Here is a 16,285-nt window from a genome sequence, read left to right as displayed (position 1 = left end):
GGACAAGGCCCACCTCCAGCACGTCCTGACCGCCATCGCCGTCAACATCGAGCGCCTCAGCAGACTGCCACCGACCGCGGAAGCACCCCCGCCCCGTCAGCCGACCGCCTTCCAGAACTACCTCGATGCACCAGATCCCCCGGCCGAAATCCTGGCGAACCCTGGGCAGCCAGGGCTGATTCAAAGTCCAGGTGATCATGTGGCGATGCTGGTCAGGCAAGCCCGAGCAGGTCGAGCGGGCGGGTGAACGGCGTGTAAGAGACCTCCCGCAGTCCGGCGGCGATACTGTGGTGGCCGGCGTCCCGCAGGGTGTTGATCGCGAAGTTCCGCAGCGTGGCCATGTTCTCCGGTCCGTGTCCGGTCCGGACCTTGGAGGCGTCCTCGGCGAACGTCACGTCTCTGACGTGGTGGACCGCCTCGATGCCCCACTGCGACCTGGCGAGACGGCCGATGAGCTGCGGCGATGCCTCACGCGCGGTCATGTCAGTGATGACGTGGACGGTCTGTCGGGTGACCTTGCCGGTCTTGACGTCGGTGCGATGCCGCAGGATCTTCGCCGCCTGGACGACGTGGGGGAAGTCCAGGCCGAGGCCGGTGAGGGTGAGCGTGCGTACCGAGCGGGTCTCGCGCCGCCCGTGCCCGGCCTCGCGGTCGTAGCGGCGGGCGGTCACCTCTTTCCACGGCAGGGACTTCAGCGCCGTGTGCAGGGTCGGTTGGTTGCCCTTGACGACCAGCAGGTAGTGCGCTTTCTTCACCTCCACCAGCCACTTCGCGTGCTCACGCTGGGTGTGCAGAGCGTCGGCGGTCACCACGGTGCCGGCCAGGTCGAACGGGGTCAGCAGGGCGGCGAAGCCGGTGATTTCGTTGGTCTTGTCCGGCACCCGCAGCTGACTGACGGCGCGGCCGGCGGCCGTGACTGCGGACAGGAGGTGGGCGGCCAGGGCGGCGTCGGTGCGCGAGCCACGGGCGGTCTTGCCGTCCACCGCGACCGACTCCGTCCCGGTCGGATCGTGTCCAAGCAGGTCGGCCAGCCCGCCGGGGCACACCAGGGTCAGCACGCGACGCAGGGTAGAGGGCGAGGCCGGACGGCGCACGCCGAGCGGTCCGCGCATATGAAACCCCAGGCGGGCGAGGGTGTCTTGGGGTGCGTGGCGGGCCCACTGGCCGATGGCCAGGTAGGAGCGGGCACCGGCCAGGACCGCACAGGCGGCGGTCAGCAGGACCGAGGTGAGGGTGTGCCGACGCCCGCGCCGGTCGCGTGGGTCGGGCAGGACGGCCAGCCGGGCTGCCGTGCCGGGGAGTTCGCGTTGTTGACGCGAGGGCGACTTGGCCAGGCAGACGGTGGCAGACTGACGGCATATCGGAGCTCCGGGTGTTCAGGGCGACTTGCGAGGTCACCCCGTCAACCGGAGCTTCGTTGCGTTGGTGACGGCCACCTGAAGGAGCGTCACACAGCAGCGACCAGCAGCGTCACATGATCACCTGGACTTTGAATCAGCCCTGCCTGGGCAGCTGACCTCGGTAACTCCAAGATCCCCGACAGAGTCAAGTTAGCGGTGTTGTCGACTATCCATTCAATGTGTCAACTATCGGCTATCGGCTCGGCAAGGAGAGAAAAGGTAGCTTCACTCAGAGAAAAGCGAACCGGTAACGACTGCCGTCATGGACGGTGCAGGGCCGACACTGCCCTGCAAGTGAATCCGCCACGGGCAGTCGGACCGGTCACATCCTGGTGATGGACTGCCAGCTCACCGAAACGGTGCGGCGCATCTGCCGGCCACGGCTCAGCGCGACGTGGCCCTGACCCTGTCGCGCCGTGAGTCTCCGCCAACTAGCCCAGTCGCAGGTTGGCATCTGAAGAATCGTAGGACATAGCAGCATTTTCCCCCTGGGCCGCATGGCTCTCGCGAAGGTGGTCATGGTGACTCTAGAGCCGCAGAACGGCTGTGACGTGGTGGTGATCGGCGGCGGCGTCGCGGGGCTGAGCGGTGCGCAGGTGCTGGCACGGGCCCGGCGTTCGGTCGTCGTGATCGACGCGGGTGCCCCGCGCAACGCTCCGGCCGAGGGCGTGCACGGTCTGCTGGCTCTGGACGGGATCGCACCGGGCGAGCTGCTGGAACGCGGCCGGGCCGAGGTCCGCCGCTACGGCGGTCACGTGGCGACCGGAGAGGTCACCGCGGCGGCCCGGGACGGCGAAGGCCTTTTCACGGTGTCGCTGGCCGACGGCCGCTCGGTCCGTACGCGCCGACTGCTGGTGACCACCGGTCTTGTGGACGAGCTGCCGGACGTGCCAGGACTGCGGCAGCGCTGGGGCAAGGACGTGCTGCACTGCCCCTACTGCCACGGCTGGGAAGTCCGGGACCGAGCCATCGGTGTGCTGGCGAACGGGCCGTTGTCGGTGCAGCAGGCGCTGCTGTTCCGGCAGTGGAGCGACAACGTCACGTACTTCGCCCACACCAACCCGGTGCCGTCCGCCGAGGACGCGGAAAAGCTGGCCGCTCGTGGCATCCGTGTGGTGGACGGCGAGGTGGTGGCCCTGGAGGCCGACGGGGACCGGCTGGCCGGAGTGCGCCTGGGCGGCGGCACAGTAGTCGACTGCGAAGTGCTGGTGGCCTCATCACGGCTGGTGGCGCGCGGCGGCCTCCTGGCGGAGCTTGGACTGCGGCCGGTGGAGCATCCGGCGGGCATCGGCGCGTACATCCCCTGCGCGGAGGGCGGGCGCACCACCGTGCCCGGAGTGTGGGTCGCGGGCAACGTCACCAGCCTGGTCGACCGGGCCGCCGCGGCCGCGGCCGCGGGCGTCTCGGCCGCGGCCCAGATCAACGCTGACCTCGTCGACAAGGAGATCCGGGAGGAGGTCGCCGCCCACCGGAAGTCGCCCTCGGCCCCGGCCTGAACGCGGCTGTGTGAAGCGCCACCCCACCGGACCGCGCGCCGACACGCTGAGGCCATCCTGAGGCCCGACTCGGACCCGAACCACCCCGTCCGGCCCGAGTCGACCCGCAGGACGGCCCCGCACGACCGCTTCGCCCTGGTGGCCACGGACTGCACGCGCGGCGCTCGGCAGCCCGTCCCGATCGGCACGGGCTGCCGCCACCAGGGCGCACGACAGTCAGTGAATTTTCAGGAGGACACGCTCACATGTGCGGCATCACCGGATGGGTCTCCTACGACAGGGACCTCACCACCGAACGCGGGACACTCGCCGCCATGGCCAAAACCATGGTCTGCCGCGGCCCGGACGCGGACGGCGTCTGGCTGGACACCCACGCCGGACTCGGACACCGCCGCCTTGCCGTCATCGACATCAACGGCGGCAAGCAGCCGATGGCCGCCGAACGCGACGGCCGCACCGTGCTGGTCACCACGTACAGCGGCGAGGTGTACAACCACCGCGAGCTGCGCGCCGAGCTAGCGGGTCTGGGGCACTCCTTCCGCACCGGTAGCGACACCGAGGTCGTGCTCCACGCCTATCTCGAGTGGGGCGCTGATTTCGTCGAGCGGCTGAACGGCATGTACGCCTTCGCCCTGTGGGACCCGCGTGAGCAAGAACTGCTGCTGGTCCGCGACCGGATGGGCGTCAAGCCGCTCTACTACTACCCGACCGCGGACGGCGTGCTCTTCGGCTCCGAGCCGAAGGCCATCCTCGCCCATCCGTCCGTGCGGGCCGCAGTGGACACCGACGGGCTCGCGGAGCTGCTCGCGCTCACCAAGACCCCGGGGCACGCCATCTACCAGGGCATGAAGGAGGTCGTTGCCGGTCACGTCGTACGCGTGCGTCGAGAGGGCCTGACCACCCGTCGCTACTGGGCACTTGAGGCCCGCGAGCACACCGACGACACCGGGACCACTGTCGCCCGGGTCCGTGAGCTGCTGGACGACATCATCACCCGCCAGCTCGACGCCGACGTGCCGCTGTGCACCCTGCTATCCGGCGGCTTGGACTCCTCGGCCATCACCGCGCTCGCCCAGCGGGGACGGGCTCGTAAAGGTGCCGGACCGGTCCGCTCCTTCGCCGTGGACTTCGTCGGCCAGAGCAGGAACTTCACGGCCGACTGGCTGCGCGGCACCCCTGACGCCCCCTACGCACGCGCCCTCGCCGAGCACGTGGGATCCGACCACCGCGACATCGTGCTCGACACCGCGGCGCTGATGAACCGGGCCGACCGGGACGCCGTGCTGAACGCCCGTGACCTGCCCACCGGCTTCGGTGAGGGCGACGTCTCCCTCTACCTGCTGTTCAAGGCGGTCCGGGAGAGCTCGACGGTCGCCCTGTCGGGCGAGGCCGCGGACGAACTCTTCGGCGGCTACCGCTGGTTCCACTCCCCGGAGCAGGTGCGCTCCCACTCCTTCCCGTGGCTTTCCCCCGTCGGGCCCCGCGGCGCCGGCGCGGACGTGCGCCGCAGCCCCCGCGAAGCCATGCTCGACGGCGGCCTGTTGACCAAGCTCGACCTGCCGGGATACCGCGCGGCCCGCTACCGCGAAGCCCTCACTGAGGTGCCACGCCTGGACGGTGAGACGGGACTGGAGCGGCGCATGCGGGAGATCTGCCACCTGCATCTCACCCGCTTCGTGCAGTTCCCACTGGAGCGCACGGACCGGGTCAGCATGGCCACCGGCCTGGAGGTGCGCGTGCCCTTCTGTGACCACCGTCTTGTCCAGTACGTCTTCAACACCCCCTGGAAGATGAAGGCTTTCGACGGCCGCGAGAAGTCCCTGCTACGCGCTGCCACCCGTGATCTGCTGCCGGAGGAGGTGGCCGACCGCGTCAAGAGCCCGTACCCCAGCATCCAGGACCCGCGGTACGACGAGGCGCTGCGGAGCGAGCTGCGGACAACCCTGGCCGACCCCGAGGCGCCGGTGCGCGCCCTGCTCGACACCGACGCGGCCCAGCGGGTCATCGAGTCGGCGAGCGGCGTCGAGCTGCGCATCGGCAGTGAGTTCGTCCTCAATCTCGACGGCTGGCTGCGCCGCTACGACATCAGCCTGGAGATCTGATCGCACCTCTCGCGGAAAGGATGACGTCATGCCGGAGGCCACGTCCGGATCTGAGTGCCGACAGCAGGCGGTGGTGAAGGCGCCCGCCCCGTCGCCGTCACTGGCCCGCCTGCGCAGGGAAGACCCAGTGGTCAAGAGGAAAGGCCGGTCCCAGAACGGAGAGCCTTGTGACGCTTGGCTGGTCACTCGCTACGACGATGTACGGACAGTCCTGAGCAGCCCGCACGTCAGCAATGTCTGCCATGACGGAGGAGGAGTGGGCGCCGGACAGCCCGGAGTCCTGGTGTCCATGGACCCACCGGACCATACCCGCATCCGACGCATGCTCACCCGAGAGTTCACGGTCAAGCGGATTCAGGCGCTGCGGCCGCGGCTCGAGGAGATAGTCGCCGCGCAACTCGATGGGATGGAGCAGGCAGGCCAGTCGGCAGATCTCATACGGCAGTTCACATTTCCGATCGCATCATTTGCCATATGGGAACTCCTTGGCATCCCGTGCGAGGAACGTGCCGAGTTTCAGCGACTCAGCGAAGTGATGCTCGATGCGTCACTGCCGATGGAACGCCGTATGAAGAACTATCACGAAACGCTCACCTATATTTCCACTCTCATCCCCGGGCATCGGGAGAACCCGGGAGATGGAATTCTGGGAAGGCTGATTCGTGAGCATGCGGATAACATCTCCGATCAAGAATTGATCGGCGTCGGCTGCTTCCTGCTGGTCGGCGGACATGAGGCTACGGCGCACGCCTTGGGGCTGGGCACTTTGCTGCTGCTGCAGCATCCGGAGCAGCTGGCGGACGTCCGCGAGGGCGAGGAGGATGTCCTTCGTACAGCCGTTGAGGAGATCCTCCGGTATCAGGCCTTGATCCACACCGCGACGCCGCGCTGGGCGACCCGAGATCTGACACTCAGCGGTCAGGTGATCAAGGCCGGCGACATGATTGTTACCTCGCTCGCCTCGGCCAACCATGATCAAGGTTTTCTTCAGGATGCGGACACTTTCAACGTGAAGCGCCCCGTCAGCCGCCACCTCGCTTTCGGGTACGGCATCCATCAGTGCTTGGGTCAGCAACTGGCCCGCGCGGTACTCAAAATCGTCTTCCCGGCTCTGCTCCAACGATTCCCATCACTGCGTCTGGCGGCTCCTGAAGGCGATATTCGATACAGAACTCAAGGATTTGTCGGCGGTGTGGAATCTCTCCCGGTGGCCTGGTGATTCGACGATGAGTCCTGTGGGCGGACTGCGAATAGCCGTGAGTGAAGAACGCTGCATTGGAGCCGGTCACTGCGTCATGAGCGCACCTTCGACGTTTGACCAGCGAGACAAGGACGGGATTGTGGTACTCCTTGATCCTGCTCCCTCATCAGATCAATACGGTTCTGTGGCGGACGCTGCCGGCCTTTGCCCATCCGCCGCCATCGATGTGCAAGTGGATCAAGGGTTTTGACGTGCCATTAGTACTTCCCACGTCCGATGACGGGACGGTGCCTGTCGGTGTCACGGCCGAGCCGACAGCGCTGGGCATAAAGTCCGGCGGCCACAGGACCAAAGTCCCTCGCTTCTCCGGTCCAGAGAAATTAGACTATGCGGCAGGTCAAGCACCAACGGCCGCGCAAACAATGGCTGTTCTGGGTAACGCCCATCCTCTGCCTGCCCCGTCGGGCACTCACCGATATGAGAGAAGCCAAGAATATGAATCACACTTCCATGCTGGACACAGTCGTCGATATGGATGAATTCGAACTCGACGTGAAGACGGCGGATCAGTCGGCGGATCTCGGCAACGAGCCGCAGATGACGAGCGGCATCGGTTGCATGTGCTGCCCGTTCTGACGTCGATGGGGTCTTCGGGATTGAGCGGCGTAACCAGCTCAATCCCGAAGACCTTTGAGTCAGACACCCGCTGAACAGACCAGTCCGGCGGTCGCGGTGGCATCACGAACCGGCAAGAGAGGGCGGCGCATGCGTTTTTCTGTCAGTGGTCCCGTCGTCGCCAGGGTGTCCGTGTTGCCCCGTGCCCGCCTGTGGGACGGTGGCGACGATCCATGTGCGGCCGATGCGACGGCTGAGCAACTGACCGCGGCGGGGGAGGCCGCTCTGGCGGATCCGGTGTTCCGGGAAGCTCTCCTGCTTGCGTCGCCCTCTCTGTTCGAGGCGGCGGAGCGGCTTGTTCAAGGGGAGGCTCGCACCACGCGGGAGGCACGCCGCACGCTGTTGTCACTTCTCCGGTACCACCTGCGGATAGCAAGTCGTGCCGTCCCCTTCGGTCTCTTCGCCGGTGTGGCGCTGGTGTCCGAAGGCCCTACCGCGGTGTCCGTCGGCAGCAAGCACCGCAAGGGCGTGCGTCCGGATGCGTCCTGGCTGCGGAACGTCCTGGCGGCGATGGAAACAGATCCCGCAATCACGGCTGGACTGCGCGCCCGAATTAACCCCTTGTCCGTGGTGCGGGGCGAGAGGCTGATCCTTCCTCAGCAGGGCGATCAGGGAAGGACGTCGATCCGCTACACGCCGACTGTCGCCACAGCACTGGCAGAAGCGAAATCCCCTATCGCTCTGACCGACTTGGCCGAACGCATCCACAACGCCTTCCCCCAGAAGTCCCACGAGCTCTCGGAACGCCTCGTGCACTCTTTGGTGACCCACGGATTCCTGGTCACCGATCTGCACCCGCCGATGCGGGTGGATTCCCCTCTCGACCAAGCACTGCAACGCTTGGAGCGCGCCGCTCCGCAGTCCGTGGCCGCACGTGCCCTGACGTCTCTGCGAGAGACCATGGCCGAGTACGCCGCTGCTGAGGTGGGCCGGGATCCCCAGAGGCCGCGTGACATCGTTCGACACATGCGGCAGTTCCACGACAGCGCGCACCCCTTGCACGTCGATGTCGCTGTCGACGCCTCCATCACTCTTCCCCGCGCCGTCTCGAACGAGGTGGGAATCGCGGCCGGGGCGCTGTGGGGAATCACCCCGCACGCTGAGTGGTTCCCCGGCCTTGACGCATACCTTGAACGCTTCCTGGAGCGATACGGCACCACACAGCTGGTACCACTGACCGAACTCCTCGATCCGGAGCGCGGTTTGGGCCCGGTCGTCACCGGCGACGGAACAGCCAGGCCCGCCAGGTCCACGCCGCTCCGGGACAGGGCGCTGGCCGAGCTGGCTGCGAACGCTGTGCGAGATGGGCTCCCCGAAGTACTCCTCGACCGGGAACGGCTGCGCCAACTCGCCGTTCCCGGCAAGGGATCACCACCCCCGACCATGGATGTGACGGCAACGCTCCAGGCCGCATCGCCCCAAGCCGTGGACGCCGGTGACTTCCACGTGGTGCTCGGCACCGGCACCCGGCAGGCCGGCGCCCTCAAGGGACGGTTCACCCACCTCCTGGGCGCCCCCGTGGCCGCGCACTGCCGCCAAGAAGCGCAGCGCAGTGATCCTGGCGCTCCTCATGCCGTGCGCGTCGCCCTGGACTTTCACCCCCGTACGCCTCGCGGGGGGAACCTCACCCGCACCGGCGCCGACACCATGCCAACTGTCCACATCGGGTCCTTCCACGACCAAGCCTTGGACCAACTCGGCCTGGACGAAATCTACATAGGCGCCCACAAGGACCGCCTGTACGCCTACTCCGCCTCACTCGGCCGTGAAGTTCTGCCCGCTCAACTGGACATGCTCAACGACGAGCGGGAACTTCCCGCCGTCCGTCTGCTGCAGGCCATCTGCGGGGTCGGCCGCACGGCATTCCACGGTTGGAGCTGGGGCCCCGTCGCCGACCTGCCGCGCCTGCCCCGCGTCCGTTACGGACGGGCCATCGTGTGTCCGGCGCGCTGGAACAGCGCCTTCCTGTCGCCGACGGCCGACACCTGGGAGGAGTGGTGCACCCAGGTGGACGCCTGGCGCGCGGCCTGGAGCGTTCCCGAGCATGTTTCCGTCGGTGCCGGCGACCGGCGCCTGACACTCGACCTCCGCAAGGCGATGCATCTCCGTCTGCTCCGGGAGGAACTGCGGCGCAATCCGAACAGCACCATTCATGAAGCCACCAGCATCAAGCACGACGCGTCCTGCTGGCTCGATCACCCCACTCACGCCTGCGAACTGGTCTTCTCCCTGCACAGCAGCGCACATGCCCCGTCACGCACCCACCACCGCTCCTACCCGCCTCTCGACACTGGCTCAAGGTCGTACCCGCTTGGCAGCGAGTGGCTGAGCGCCAAGCTGTACGCCTCTTCCGCGCGACACGACGAGATCCTCACGCGTCGCCTTTCCCCGCTGCTCCGTGAACTGCCCGAGTCCATGGACCGCTGGTTCTTCCTGCGCTACGCAGACCCCGATCCACACCTGCGTCTACGCTTCCACGCCCAACCAGACGTCCTCACCCGCGAGGTTCTGCCCGCCATCGGCGCCTGGGCCGCAGGCCTGCGTGGGCAGGGCCTTGCACGTGCCCTGGTCGTTGACGAGTACTGCCCCGAAACCGCCCGCTACGGCGGCCCCGACGTGATCGAGGCCGCCGAACGAGCCTTCCACGCGGACAGCATGGCCGTGCTCCAGCAACTGCGGGTCCTCTCAGACCCCGACTGCCCCTTCGACACCACCGTACTGAGTTGTCTCAACTACCTTGATCTGGCACGTGCCTTCACCGGCGACGGACACGGTGACGGCGATGTGCTGCTGTCGTTGTCCGCCACCGCTCGGCCGCATCCGGATCGCCCTGCTCTGCGACGGTCACGAGCTCTGGTCACCCCGCTCGCCGACGACGCGGACAATTGGAGTGCGTTGCGCCAAACCCCGGGGGGCGAGCGCGTCTTCCAGAGCTGGCGCGACCGCGTACCAGCGATATCCGCCTACGGACGGGCCTTGCGCTCCTCAGGCCTGATTGACGAGTCAACGCTCCACAGTGTCCTGAGATCCCTCACGCACATGCACCACAACCGGCTTGCTTCCGGGATCGACAACGAGGCGACGAGCCTGGCCCTGCTCAGAGACCTTCTTCATGCCCGTAAGGCACGCCTTCGGCCGGCGTTGTCAACTTGATGGAGCCCTGGGCGGTGCCCTCCCTGCCACCCGTGGGTGAAACATCCCGTTATGCCGGGTTAGTCTGACAGGGTGCGAACAGGAGTACCACCCCCATGACCAGTACGAACCCCGCTGCCGACCCGGCCCCGAAGCCGAAGCGCCGTGCCGCCAGCGGGCCAGCCGTACCGGCCCGAGCCGCTGCGTGCGGCCCACCAGCCGGTCGCGCAGGTCCGCCTTGACCGCGGCGGCGCGGGCGGCCAGCACCGTCTGCCCCCAGGCGAGCACCGCCCCGCAGCACAGCGACCACGCCGAGCGCGAGCAGCAGCCGGTAGAGGGCCGGGCTGGACGCGTCGCCGGTGAAGCCGCCCGCGAGGACCGCGGCGAGCAGCCCGGCCTGGGCGATGACGACGACGGCCGACGCCACGGTCAGGGCCGTGGTCGCGAGCATGTGCCGGTGCGGCGCCGGTACTTCGCGCATCAGGCGGCGCTGGGTCGCGCGCGGACTCGGGGACTGCCCCTCGGGGGAAGGAGGCATCAGGGCGCCAACCTCAGAAGTAGGTGGGGGTGCGGTGGTCGACGCGGCCGCGGAAGACCCACCAGCTCCAGAACTGGTAGGCGACGATGACCGGGATCAGCACGACCCCGAAGCCCATCAGCAGCCCGAGCGTGGCGCCGTCGGCCGCGCCCTCGGTGGCGGTCATCCCAAACCGTTCGGCCTCCGTGGAGACCAGGACGTACGGGTACTGGGCGGCCCCGATCAGCAGCACGGGCAGTGCCGCGGCGCAGCAGGTGGCGGCGAACGCGCGCCCGGAGCGGCCCTTGGTCAGCGCGAGCCGGGCAGCGGCCAGGGCCACCAGCAGGGCGACCACGAGCAGGGTCGCGACCAACGGGTTGGTCACCGCGTCGGCCCCGCAGCCCGCCACCGCCGCGAGGAAGGCCAGGGCGGCGCCCGCCATCGCGGTGGTCAGCAGCGCCTTGGCCAACGCCCATGCTCGTACGGCGAGTTCCTCGGTGGAGCGGAGTGCGAGGAACGCCGCTCCGTGGGCGGCGAACAGTGCGGTGGTCGTCACCGCGCACAGCAGCACGAACGGGTCCACGGCCGATCTGGTGCTGGTCGGCGTCGGGGTCGCCCCGGACACCGAGCTGGCGCGGCTGGCCGGGCTCGACGTGAACGACGTCGTCGTCGACGCGCATCTGACGACCAGCGATCCGGCCATCTCGGCGATCGGCGACCGCGCGTCGTTCCCCAGCGTGCAGACCGGCGCGCGGGTCCGGCTGGAGTCGGTGCAGAACGCCGTCGACCACGCCCGCTGCGTCGCGACCCGGATCACCGGGAGCGGCGGCCGTACGGTGACCTGCCGTGGTTCTGGAGCGACCAGTCCGCCTCGACTTTGCAGATCGCGGGAGTCGGGGACGGCCATGACACGGCGGTGCCGCTGGGGGACGCGGGCGGCGCGTTCTCGGTGCTGCTCTTCCGCGACGGGCGGTTGGTCGCGGTGGAGTCCGTCAACCGGCCCGCCGACCACATGGCGGCCCGGCGGCTGCTGGCCAACGGATGCGGGCTGAGCCCGGAGGAGGCGGCGGGGGAGGGCTTCGCGCTCAAGGCGTACCTCAAGGGGCTCGCCGCCGCGCCCGCTTGAGGGCCGAGGCTCGCCCCTGCCCCAGGCCCCGCCTCACCAGTCGCGGGCCACGCTCAGCAGGTGGTCGCGGACGAGGGCCAGGTGCGGGTTGCCGGAGGGGCCGGGGCGCTGGGCGAGGTAGCCGGTGTTGATGGGGGGATCGTCCGGGGTCAGCAGCGCGACCAGCGCGCCGGCGGCGAGCTCGGCGTGGCAGAGGTAGCGGGGGAGCACGGTGACGCCGGCCCCCGCGACCACGGCGGACAGCACGCCGCGCAGGTCGGGCACGACGACCGCCGCCGGGCCGGTCAGCCGTACGCCGAAGACGTGCCGCCAGTAGCGGCGGGCGATGGGCAAGTCGTCCGCGTACGTCACCAGCGGCACCCCGTGCAGCGCGGCGGAGCCCTGCGCCGCGACCCGCTCCACACCGATCCTGGCCGCCCACCCCGGCGACGCGACCAGCACGAATTCCTCGTCCATCAGCGGTACGGAGATCAGCGCGCGGCCGCGCGGGCGGATGGTGGAGAGCACCAGATCGTGGTGGCCCGCCAGCAGTCCGTCGAGCAGGCTGTCGGTGAGCCCGGTGGTGATCCGCAGCCGCACACCGCGCTCCACGAGGGGGGCGAGCCCGGGCAGCGCGCGTACGCAGAGCAGCTCGGCCGGGCCCGCGAGATGTACGGGTTCGGTGGCGGCGGCCACGCCCGTACGGCCCCGGTCGGTGACCGCCTCCAGCGCGTCCAGCGGGGCGGCGACCTGGGCCGCGAGGTCGTCGGCGACCGGGGTCGGCGCGACGCCGCGCGGCAGCCGTTCGAACAGCTCGCGCCCGAGCTTCTTCTCCAGGGCGCGGATCTGGGTGGTCACGGTCGGCTGGGACAGGGTCAGCAGCCGGGCGGCGGCGGTGAACGATCCGGCGCGGTGCACGGCGAGGAAGGTCCGCAGCAGGGTGAGGTCGAGCGGCCCGGCGGAGGCGGCTCCGCCGATTCCCCCGCTTCCCTCGTTCGGGAGGGGTGCCCTCGGGTTCCCGCCATTGGATTCCCTATGCTTCATGATGGTGAGCCTATTGGATCTCAATGGCAGGGCGGCCTACGTTCGAGAGCGTCAACGAAATGACGCTTTGCGTGCGGAACGTCAGAGCGTCGCCCGTGGAGAGAGAAGTGACATGGCCAAGATCCTGTTCGTGATGACCGGTGCCGACCAGTGGACGCTGGCCGACGGCAGCAAGCACCCCACCGGCTTCTGGGCCGAGGAGGCCGTCGCCCCGTACCGCGCCTTCACCGCCGCCGGCCACGAGATCGTCGTCGCCACGCCCGGCGGCGTTGTCCCGCCCCTGGACAAGGGCAGCCTCGCGCCCGAGCTGAACGGCGGCCAGGAGGCGGCGGACGCGATCGCCGCCGAACTGGCGTCGATCACCGCCATCCAGCAGCCGATCAAGCTCGAAGAGGCCGACCTCGCCGACTACGCGGTGGTGTTCTACCCCGGCGGCCACGGCCCGATGGAGGACCTCGCGGTCAACGCCGACTCCGGCCGCCTGCTGACCGCCGCCCTGGAATCCGGCAAGCCGCTCGCCGTGGTCTGCCACGCCCCGGCCGCCATGCTCGCGGCCAAGCGCGCCGACGGCTCCTGGCCGTTCGCCGGCTACCGGCTCACCGGCTTCACCAACGCTGAGGAGACCCAGGCGGGCTTCGCCGACAAGGCCAAGTGGCTGCTCCAGGACCGGCTGGTCGAGCTCGGCGCGGACTTCCAGGAGGGCGAGCCGTGGGCGCCGAAGGTGGTCGTCGACCGCAACCTGTTCACCGGCCAGAACCCGGTGTCGTCCGCTCCGCTGGCCGCCGAGGTCCTCAAGGCGCTGAACTGAGCACCTGACGGACACCCGCTGATGGGCACCACGTGATGGACATGGACGACGGGGCTGGGACCGACCGGACCGGGACCGGGACCGGCAGACCGAGGTGCTCGACGCGACGTACGCCTGCCTGACCAGGTACGGCGTACGTCGCACCACGATGGACGACATCGCCACCGCCATGGGGGTGTCCCGGTCGGCGGTCTACCAGTACGTACGCAACAAGGACGACGCCTTCCGCCGCCACGCCGAGCGCCTGCATACCCAGGCGCTCGCGCGGGCCCGACGGGGGCAGCGGCCGACGCCCCGCCCGCCGACCGCGTCCACGGGATCCTGTCGGCCAAACTCGACCTGGTGCTGGACCTCAGCGGGGACTCCCCGCACACCGCCGAACTGCTGGACGAGAAGGCGCGGTTGTTCGGCGACATCTGCCATGGGTTCACGGCGGATCTGCGGGGGTTGCTGATGGAGGTTTTCGCGGAGACGGCGGAGACGGCGGGGGCCGACGGGGGCCGGCGGGGCTGGGGTGTCGGCTGAGGCGCGCGCCGAGCCGGGGCTCGGCTCACGAGGCTCACCCGGCGGCACGTCGACGTCCGGCCCTGCCACAGCCACGGGCCTCGCCGCAGCGGTCGGCCTGGTCGGCTCGGTCGCCCCCAGCGCTCGCGCCACCGACCCCGCCACCGCTGCCGACATCTGCATCGCGCTCGTCCGCGGACTGGAATTCACGGAGCAGGGCGCGCTTGCTCCGCCCCGCCACGGATGCGCTGCTGGCCGGCCTGCTGGGAGTTTGGGCGACGGACGTCGGCTGACCGGGCCCCGGGTCGAGGCAGAGGTCCTGCCGGATGCCGTCGTCGGCGAACCAGTGATCCGTGGTGAGCATGTCCGGGATCTTCAGCGCGCGCGGTTCCGTGGCGAGCCGGACCCGCGCGGCTGCGACGTCCAGCTCCCGCCGATGGTCGGCGGGCAACCGGAGGTGCTCGGCGACGGCCTCCAGCAAGGCCGAACTCGTCACCGGTTCTGGGTGGTTGGCATGCCGTACGCCTGCCAGCGGCTTCGGGGACAGTGCGGACCCGAGCACGACGCGGGCCCAGAACATCCACGTCGATCATGGAGAGCCGGGCGTGGCTCCCCGCCACCCGCGCTGCGAGCAGCCGGCACAGCAGCAGGCCGGGCACGACCCAGCGGTCGCCCGCGCCGTAGACGAGGTGCGGGCGCAGGACGGCGCCGCCGGCCGCCAGCACATGGCGTTCGGCGGCGGCGCGGGTGCGGCTGGTGGCCGAGGCCGGGGCGAGCGGCAGTTCGCCGGGGCGGCCCCGGACGAAGGGGCCGGGGCGTACGGGCGTCGTTGGCGTCGGTACGGGACATCGCGGCGTAGCCACTTCCGCAGTCACGCCCCAACGGCCAACGGCCTCTGCCGCCCGCGCGGGATGCGGGGCGACAGAGGCCGTGTGCTTGCTGCGCCCAGGGCGCTGACGGGTGCTTCCGGTCAGACGCGCTCGGGAACGTGGTCCGTCGTTGTGGGTGCCGCAGGAGTCGGCGGCACCGGGCCCGGCACATCGACATCGACATCGACAACGCCGGCGTCATCGACCGAGTCATCGACGCGCGAGAGGTGACCCGGCCACCAGAAGCGCCGACCGAGGTCCAGCGCGAGGGCCGGCACCAGGACGGGTGCGTACCAGGAAGGTGTCGAGCAGGACGCCGACGCCGATGAGCATGCCCATCTGGGCCATGGTCACCAGCGGCAGCACGGCGAAGACCGCGAAGGTCGCGGCGAGCACGATGCCCGCGCTGGTGATCGCACCTCCGGTGCTGGTCAAGGCCCTTGATGACGCCCTTGGCGTGGCCGTGCAGCCCGACTTCCTCCTTCACCCGGTGTATCAGGAAGATGTTGTAGTCGATGCCGAGGGCGACGAGGAAGACGAAGCCCAGGAGCGGGATGCCCGGTCGACGCCCGCGTGCTAATGCGGGAGCCCCACCGCGACGACGAGGACGGCCGCCACGGTCGACCGGAACCTAACCTGCCTGGGTCGTGCGGCCGGGATGGGCGAGCGCGACCTCCTCCTCCAGCTCGCGGACCCGCTTGCGCAGCGCGGCGACCTCCGCCTCCGCCCCGGTCGTGGCCTGGGCCGGGGAGGCCGGGCGGTCGGAGTGCGCACCTGGACGCCGTCCGTCGGCCGCCCGGATCCAGTTCCGCAGCGTCTCCGTGTTCACTCCCAGATCGGCGGCGACCGGCTTGGTCGTCGCTCCCAGCCGTGACTGGTACAACGCGACCGCGTCCGCCTTGAACTCCTGCGGATAGTGCTTCATCCCCACAGGGACTCCGTTCTCCCAGATCCTCAAGATCTAGTGTCTACGGTGTCCAGACTCCGGGGTCAGGGCCGGAGGGAGCTTCCCCCCGGGTGGTAGACACCGGTTTGTATGGTTATGCGGTGAGCCCCAGGCTATCTGACGTGAGTGCGTGCTCGCGTTCGTAGTCGATAGGGCAGAGCTGTCCGTTGGTCAAGTGCCTGCGCCAGGTGTTGTACCTGGTCAGCCATCGGAAGACGGCGCGTCGGCAGGCCGTGCCCCCGGCCCGCTCCGGCCCGGCTGCCGGAGCGATCCGCCCGTCCGGGCCCGGAGCCGCCCCAGCATCGCGCACCCACTGCCTCACCGTCTCGGCATTCATCCCGAGATCCCGCGCGACCTGCGCATACGTGAGCCCCGGGTTGGACCGGTACAGAGCTATCGCGTCAGCCTTGAACTCCTCCGAGTACGGCTTGCGTGCCATCGGTGCCATCTCTTCCTCTGAATCCACGAGATCCAGTGTCCGTGATG

17 protein-coding genes and 2 pseudogenes are annotated in these 16,285 nt (G+C 69.3%); 10 read left to right on the top strand and 9 right to left on the bottom strand.

The window, feature by feature from the left end:
• Together QMK30_RS33165 and QMK30_RS33160 are read right to left on the bottom strand one after the other, a co-directional pair.
• Positions 1–199 (bottom strand): hypothetical protein (locus tag QMK30_RS33165; protein ID WP_283522040.1); only part of this gene is annotated, 199 nt, incomplete at its 3' end.
• A gap of 13 nt (positions 200–212) precedes the next feature.
• Positions 213–1,271, bottom strand: a complete 1,059-nt coding sequence (locus tag QMK30_RS33160) for an ISAs1 family transposase (protein WP_283522044.1) — start codon at positions 1,269–1,271, stop codon at positions 213–215.
• Positions 1,272–1,897: 626 nt separating this feature from the next.
• Between QMK30_RS33160 and QMK30_RS33155 the strand changes: the two genes are divergently transcribed.
• The 6 genes from QMK30_RS33155 (at position 1,898) to QMK30_RS33130 (ending at position 10,027) form a co-directional block, all read left to right on the top strand.
• On the top strand, positions 1,898–2,896 hold the full coding sequence (locus QMK30_RS33155) for an NAD(P)/FAD-dependent oxidoreductase (protein WP_283522039.1): 999 nt from the start codon (positions 1,898–1,900) through the stop codon (positions 2,894–2,896).
• Between the two features lie 245 nt (positions 2,897–3,141).
• The gene (gene asnB, locus QMK30_RS33150; protein WP_283522038.1) at positions 3,142–4,998 is read left to right on the top strand and encodes an asparagine synthase (glutamine-hydrolyzing); all 1,857 of its coding nucleotides are present in this window, start codon (positions 3,142–3,144) and stop codon (positions 4,996–4,998) included.
• 322 nt (positions 4,999–5,320) lie between these two features.
• A complete protein-coding gene (locus tag QMK30_RS33145; protein WP_283522037.1) occupies positions 5,321–6,217 on the top strand; it encodes a cytochrome P450 in 897 nt (298 codons plus the stop codon).
• A 7-nt stretch (positions 6,218–6,224) separates the two neighbouring features.
• Positions 6,225–6,449 carry a ferredoxin gene (locus tag QMK30_RS33140; protein WP_349362135.1) on the top strand — a complete coding sequence of 75 codons (225 nt, stop codon included), beginning with the start codon at positions 6,225–6,227 and terminating at the stop codon, positions 6,447–6,449.
• A gap of 137 nt (positions 6,450–6,586) precedes the next feature.
• A complete protein-coding gene (locus tag QMK30_RS33135) occupies positions 6,587–6,835 on the top strand; it encodes a hypothetical protein (RefSeq protein WP_283522036.1) in 249 nt (82 codons plus the stop codon).
• A 174-nt stretch (positions 6,836–7,009) separates the two neighbouring features.
• On the top strand, positions 7,010–10,027 hold the full coding sequence (locus QMK30_RS33130; RefSeq protein ID WP_283522035.1) for a lantibiotic dehydratase: 3,018 nt from the start codon (positions 7,010–7,012) through the stop codon (positions 10,025–10,027).
• A 49-nt stretch (positions 10,028–10,076) separates the two neighbouring features.
• Here QMK30_RS33130 and QMK30_RS33125 read toward each other — a convergent pair whose 3' ends face one another.
• Both QMK30_RS33125 and QMK30_RS33120 read right to left on the bottom strand, forming a co-directional pair.
• Positions 10,077–10,544, bottom strand: coding sequence for a hypothetical protein (locus QMK30_RS33125; RefSeq protein WP_283522034.1), 468 nt, complete (start codon positions 10,542–10,544; stop codon positions 10,077–10,079).
• A gap of 13 nt (positions 10,545–10,557) precedes the next feature.
• Positions 10,558–11,079 (bottom strand): cytochrome d ubiquinol oxidase subunit II, encoded by a 522-nt coding sequence (locus QMK30_RS33120; protein ID WP_283522042.1) that lies wholly within the window; start codon positions 11,077–11,079, stop codon positions 10,558–10,560.
• Here QMK30_RS33120 and QMK30_RS33115 point away from each other — a divergent pair.
• Together QMK30_RS33115 and QMK30_RS33110 are read left to right on the top strand one after the other, a co-directional pair.
• Positions 10,970–11,257: pseudogene (locus QMK30_RS33115) on the top strand (FAD-dependent oxidoreductase); the annotation flags it as partial. The gene QMK30_RS33120 and the pseudogene QMK30_RS33115 overlap by 110 nt on opposite strands.
• Positions 11,258–11,400: 143 nt before the next feature.
• Complete coding sequence (locus tag QMK30_RS33110) at positions 11,401–11,649, top strand: oxidoreductase C-terminal domain-containing protein (RefSeq protein WP_283522033.1); 249 nt, start codon at positions 11,401–11,403, stop codon at positions 11,647–11,649.
• A 33-nt stretch (positions 11,650–11,682) separates the two neighbouring features.
• Here the strand turns inward: QMK30_RS33110 and QMK30_RS33105 are convergent, their stop codons facing one another.
• Complete coding sequence (locus QMK30_RS33105) at positions 11,683–12,672, bottom strand: LysR family transcriptional regulator (protein WP_283522032.1); 990 nt, start codon at positions 12,670–12,672, stop codon at positions 11,683–11,685.
• Between the two features lie 112 nt (positions 12,673–12,784).
• Here QMK30_RS33105 and QMK30_RS33100 point away from each other — a divergent pair, with 112 nt between their 5' ends.
• Both QMK30_RS33100 and QMK30_RS33095 read left to right on the top strand, forming a co-directional pair.
• Positions 12,785–13,480 carry a type 1 glutamine amidotransferase domain-containing protein gene (locus QMK30_RS33100; protein WP_283522031.1) on the top strand — a complete coding sequence of 232 codons (696 nt, stop codon included), beginning with the start codon at positions 12,785–12,787 and terminating at the stop codon, positions 13,478–13,480.
• Positions 13,481–13,822: 342 nt separating this feature from the next.
• On the top strand, positions 13,823–14,005 hold the full coding sequence (locus QMK30_RS33095) for a hypothetical protein (protein ID WP_283522030.1): 183 nt from the start codon (positions 13,823–13,825) through the stop codon (positions 14,003–14,005).
• Between the two features lie 34 nt (positions 14,006–14,039).
• Here the strand turns inward: QMK30_RS33095 and QMK30_RS33090 are convergent, their stop codons facing one another.
• The 4 genes and pseudogenes from QMK30_RS33090 to QMK30_RS33075 all read right to left on the bottom strand — a co-directional run bounded on the left by QMK30_RS33090 (position 14,040) and on the right by QMK30_RS33075 (position 16,265).
• Positions 14,040–14,564 (bottom strand): hypothetical protein, encoded by a 525-nt coding sequence (locus tag QMK30_RS33090; RefSeq protein ID WP_283522029.1) that lies wholly within the window; start codon positions 14,562–14,564, stop codon positions 14,040–14,042.
• Between the two features lie 390 nt (positions 14,565–14,954).
• Positions 14,955–15,409 (bottom strand): annotated as a pseudogene (locus tag QMK30_RS33085) (MMPL family transporter); the annotation flags it as partial.
• A 75-nt stretch (positions 15,410–15,484) separates the two neighbouring features.
• Complete coding sequence (locus QMK30_RS33080; RefSeq protein ID WP_283522028.1) at positions 15,485–15,778, bottom strand: transposase; 294 nt, start codon at positions 15,776–15,778, stop codon at positions 15,485–15,487.
• 115 nt (positions 15,779–15,893) lie between these two features.
• Positions 15,894–16,265 carry a transposase gene (locus QMK30_RS33075; RefSeq protein WP_283522027.1) on the bottom strand — a complete coding sequence of 124 codons (372 nt, stop codon included), beginning with the start codon at positions 16,263–16,265 and terminating at the stop codon, positions 15,894–15,896.
• Between the last annotated feature and the right edge of the window lie 20 nt (positions 16,266–16,285).

Origin of the sequence: Streptomyces sp. H27-C3, from assembly GCF_030063415.1 — a bacterium.
GTDB lineage: Bacteria > Actinomycetota > Actinomycetes > Streptomycetales > Streptomycetaceae > Streptomyces.
The sequence above is the reverse complement of the archived record's forward strand: the minus strand, read 5'-3'. Positions and strand labels throughout refer to the sequence as shown.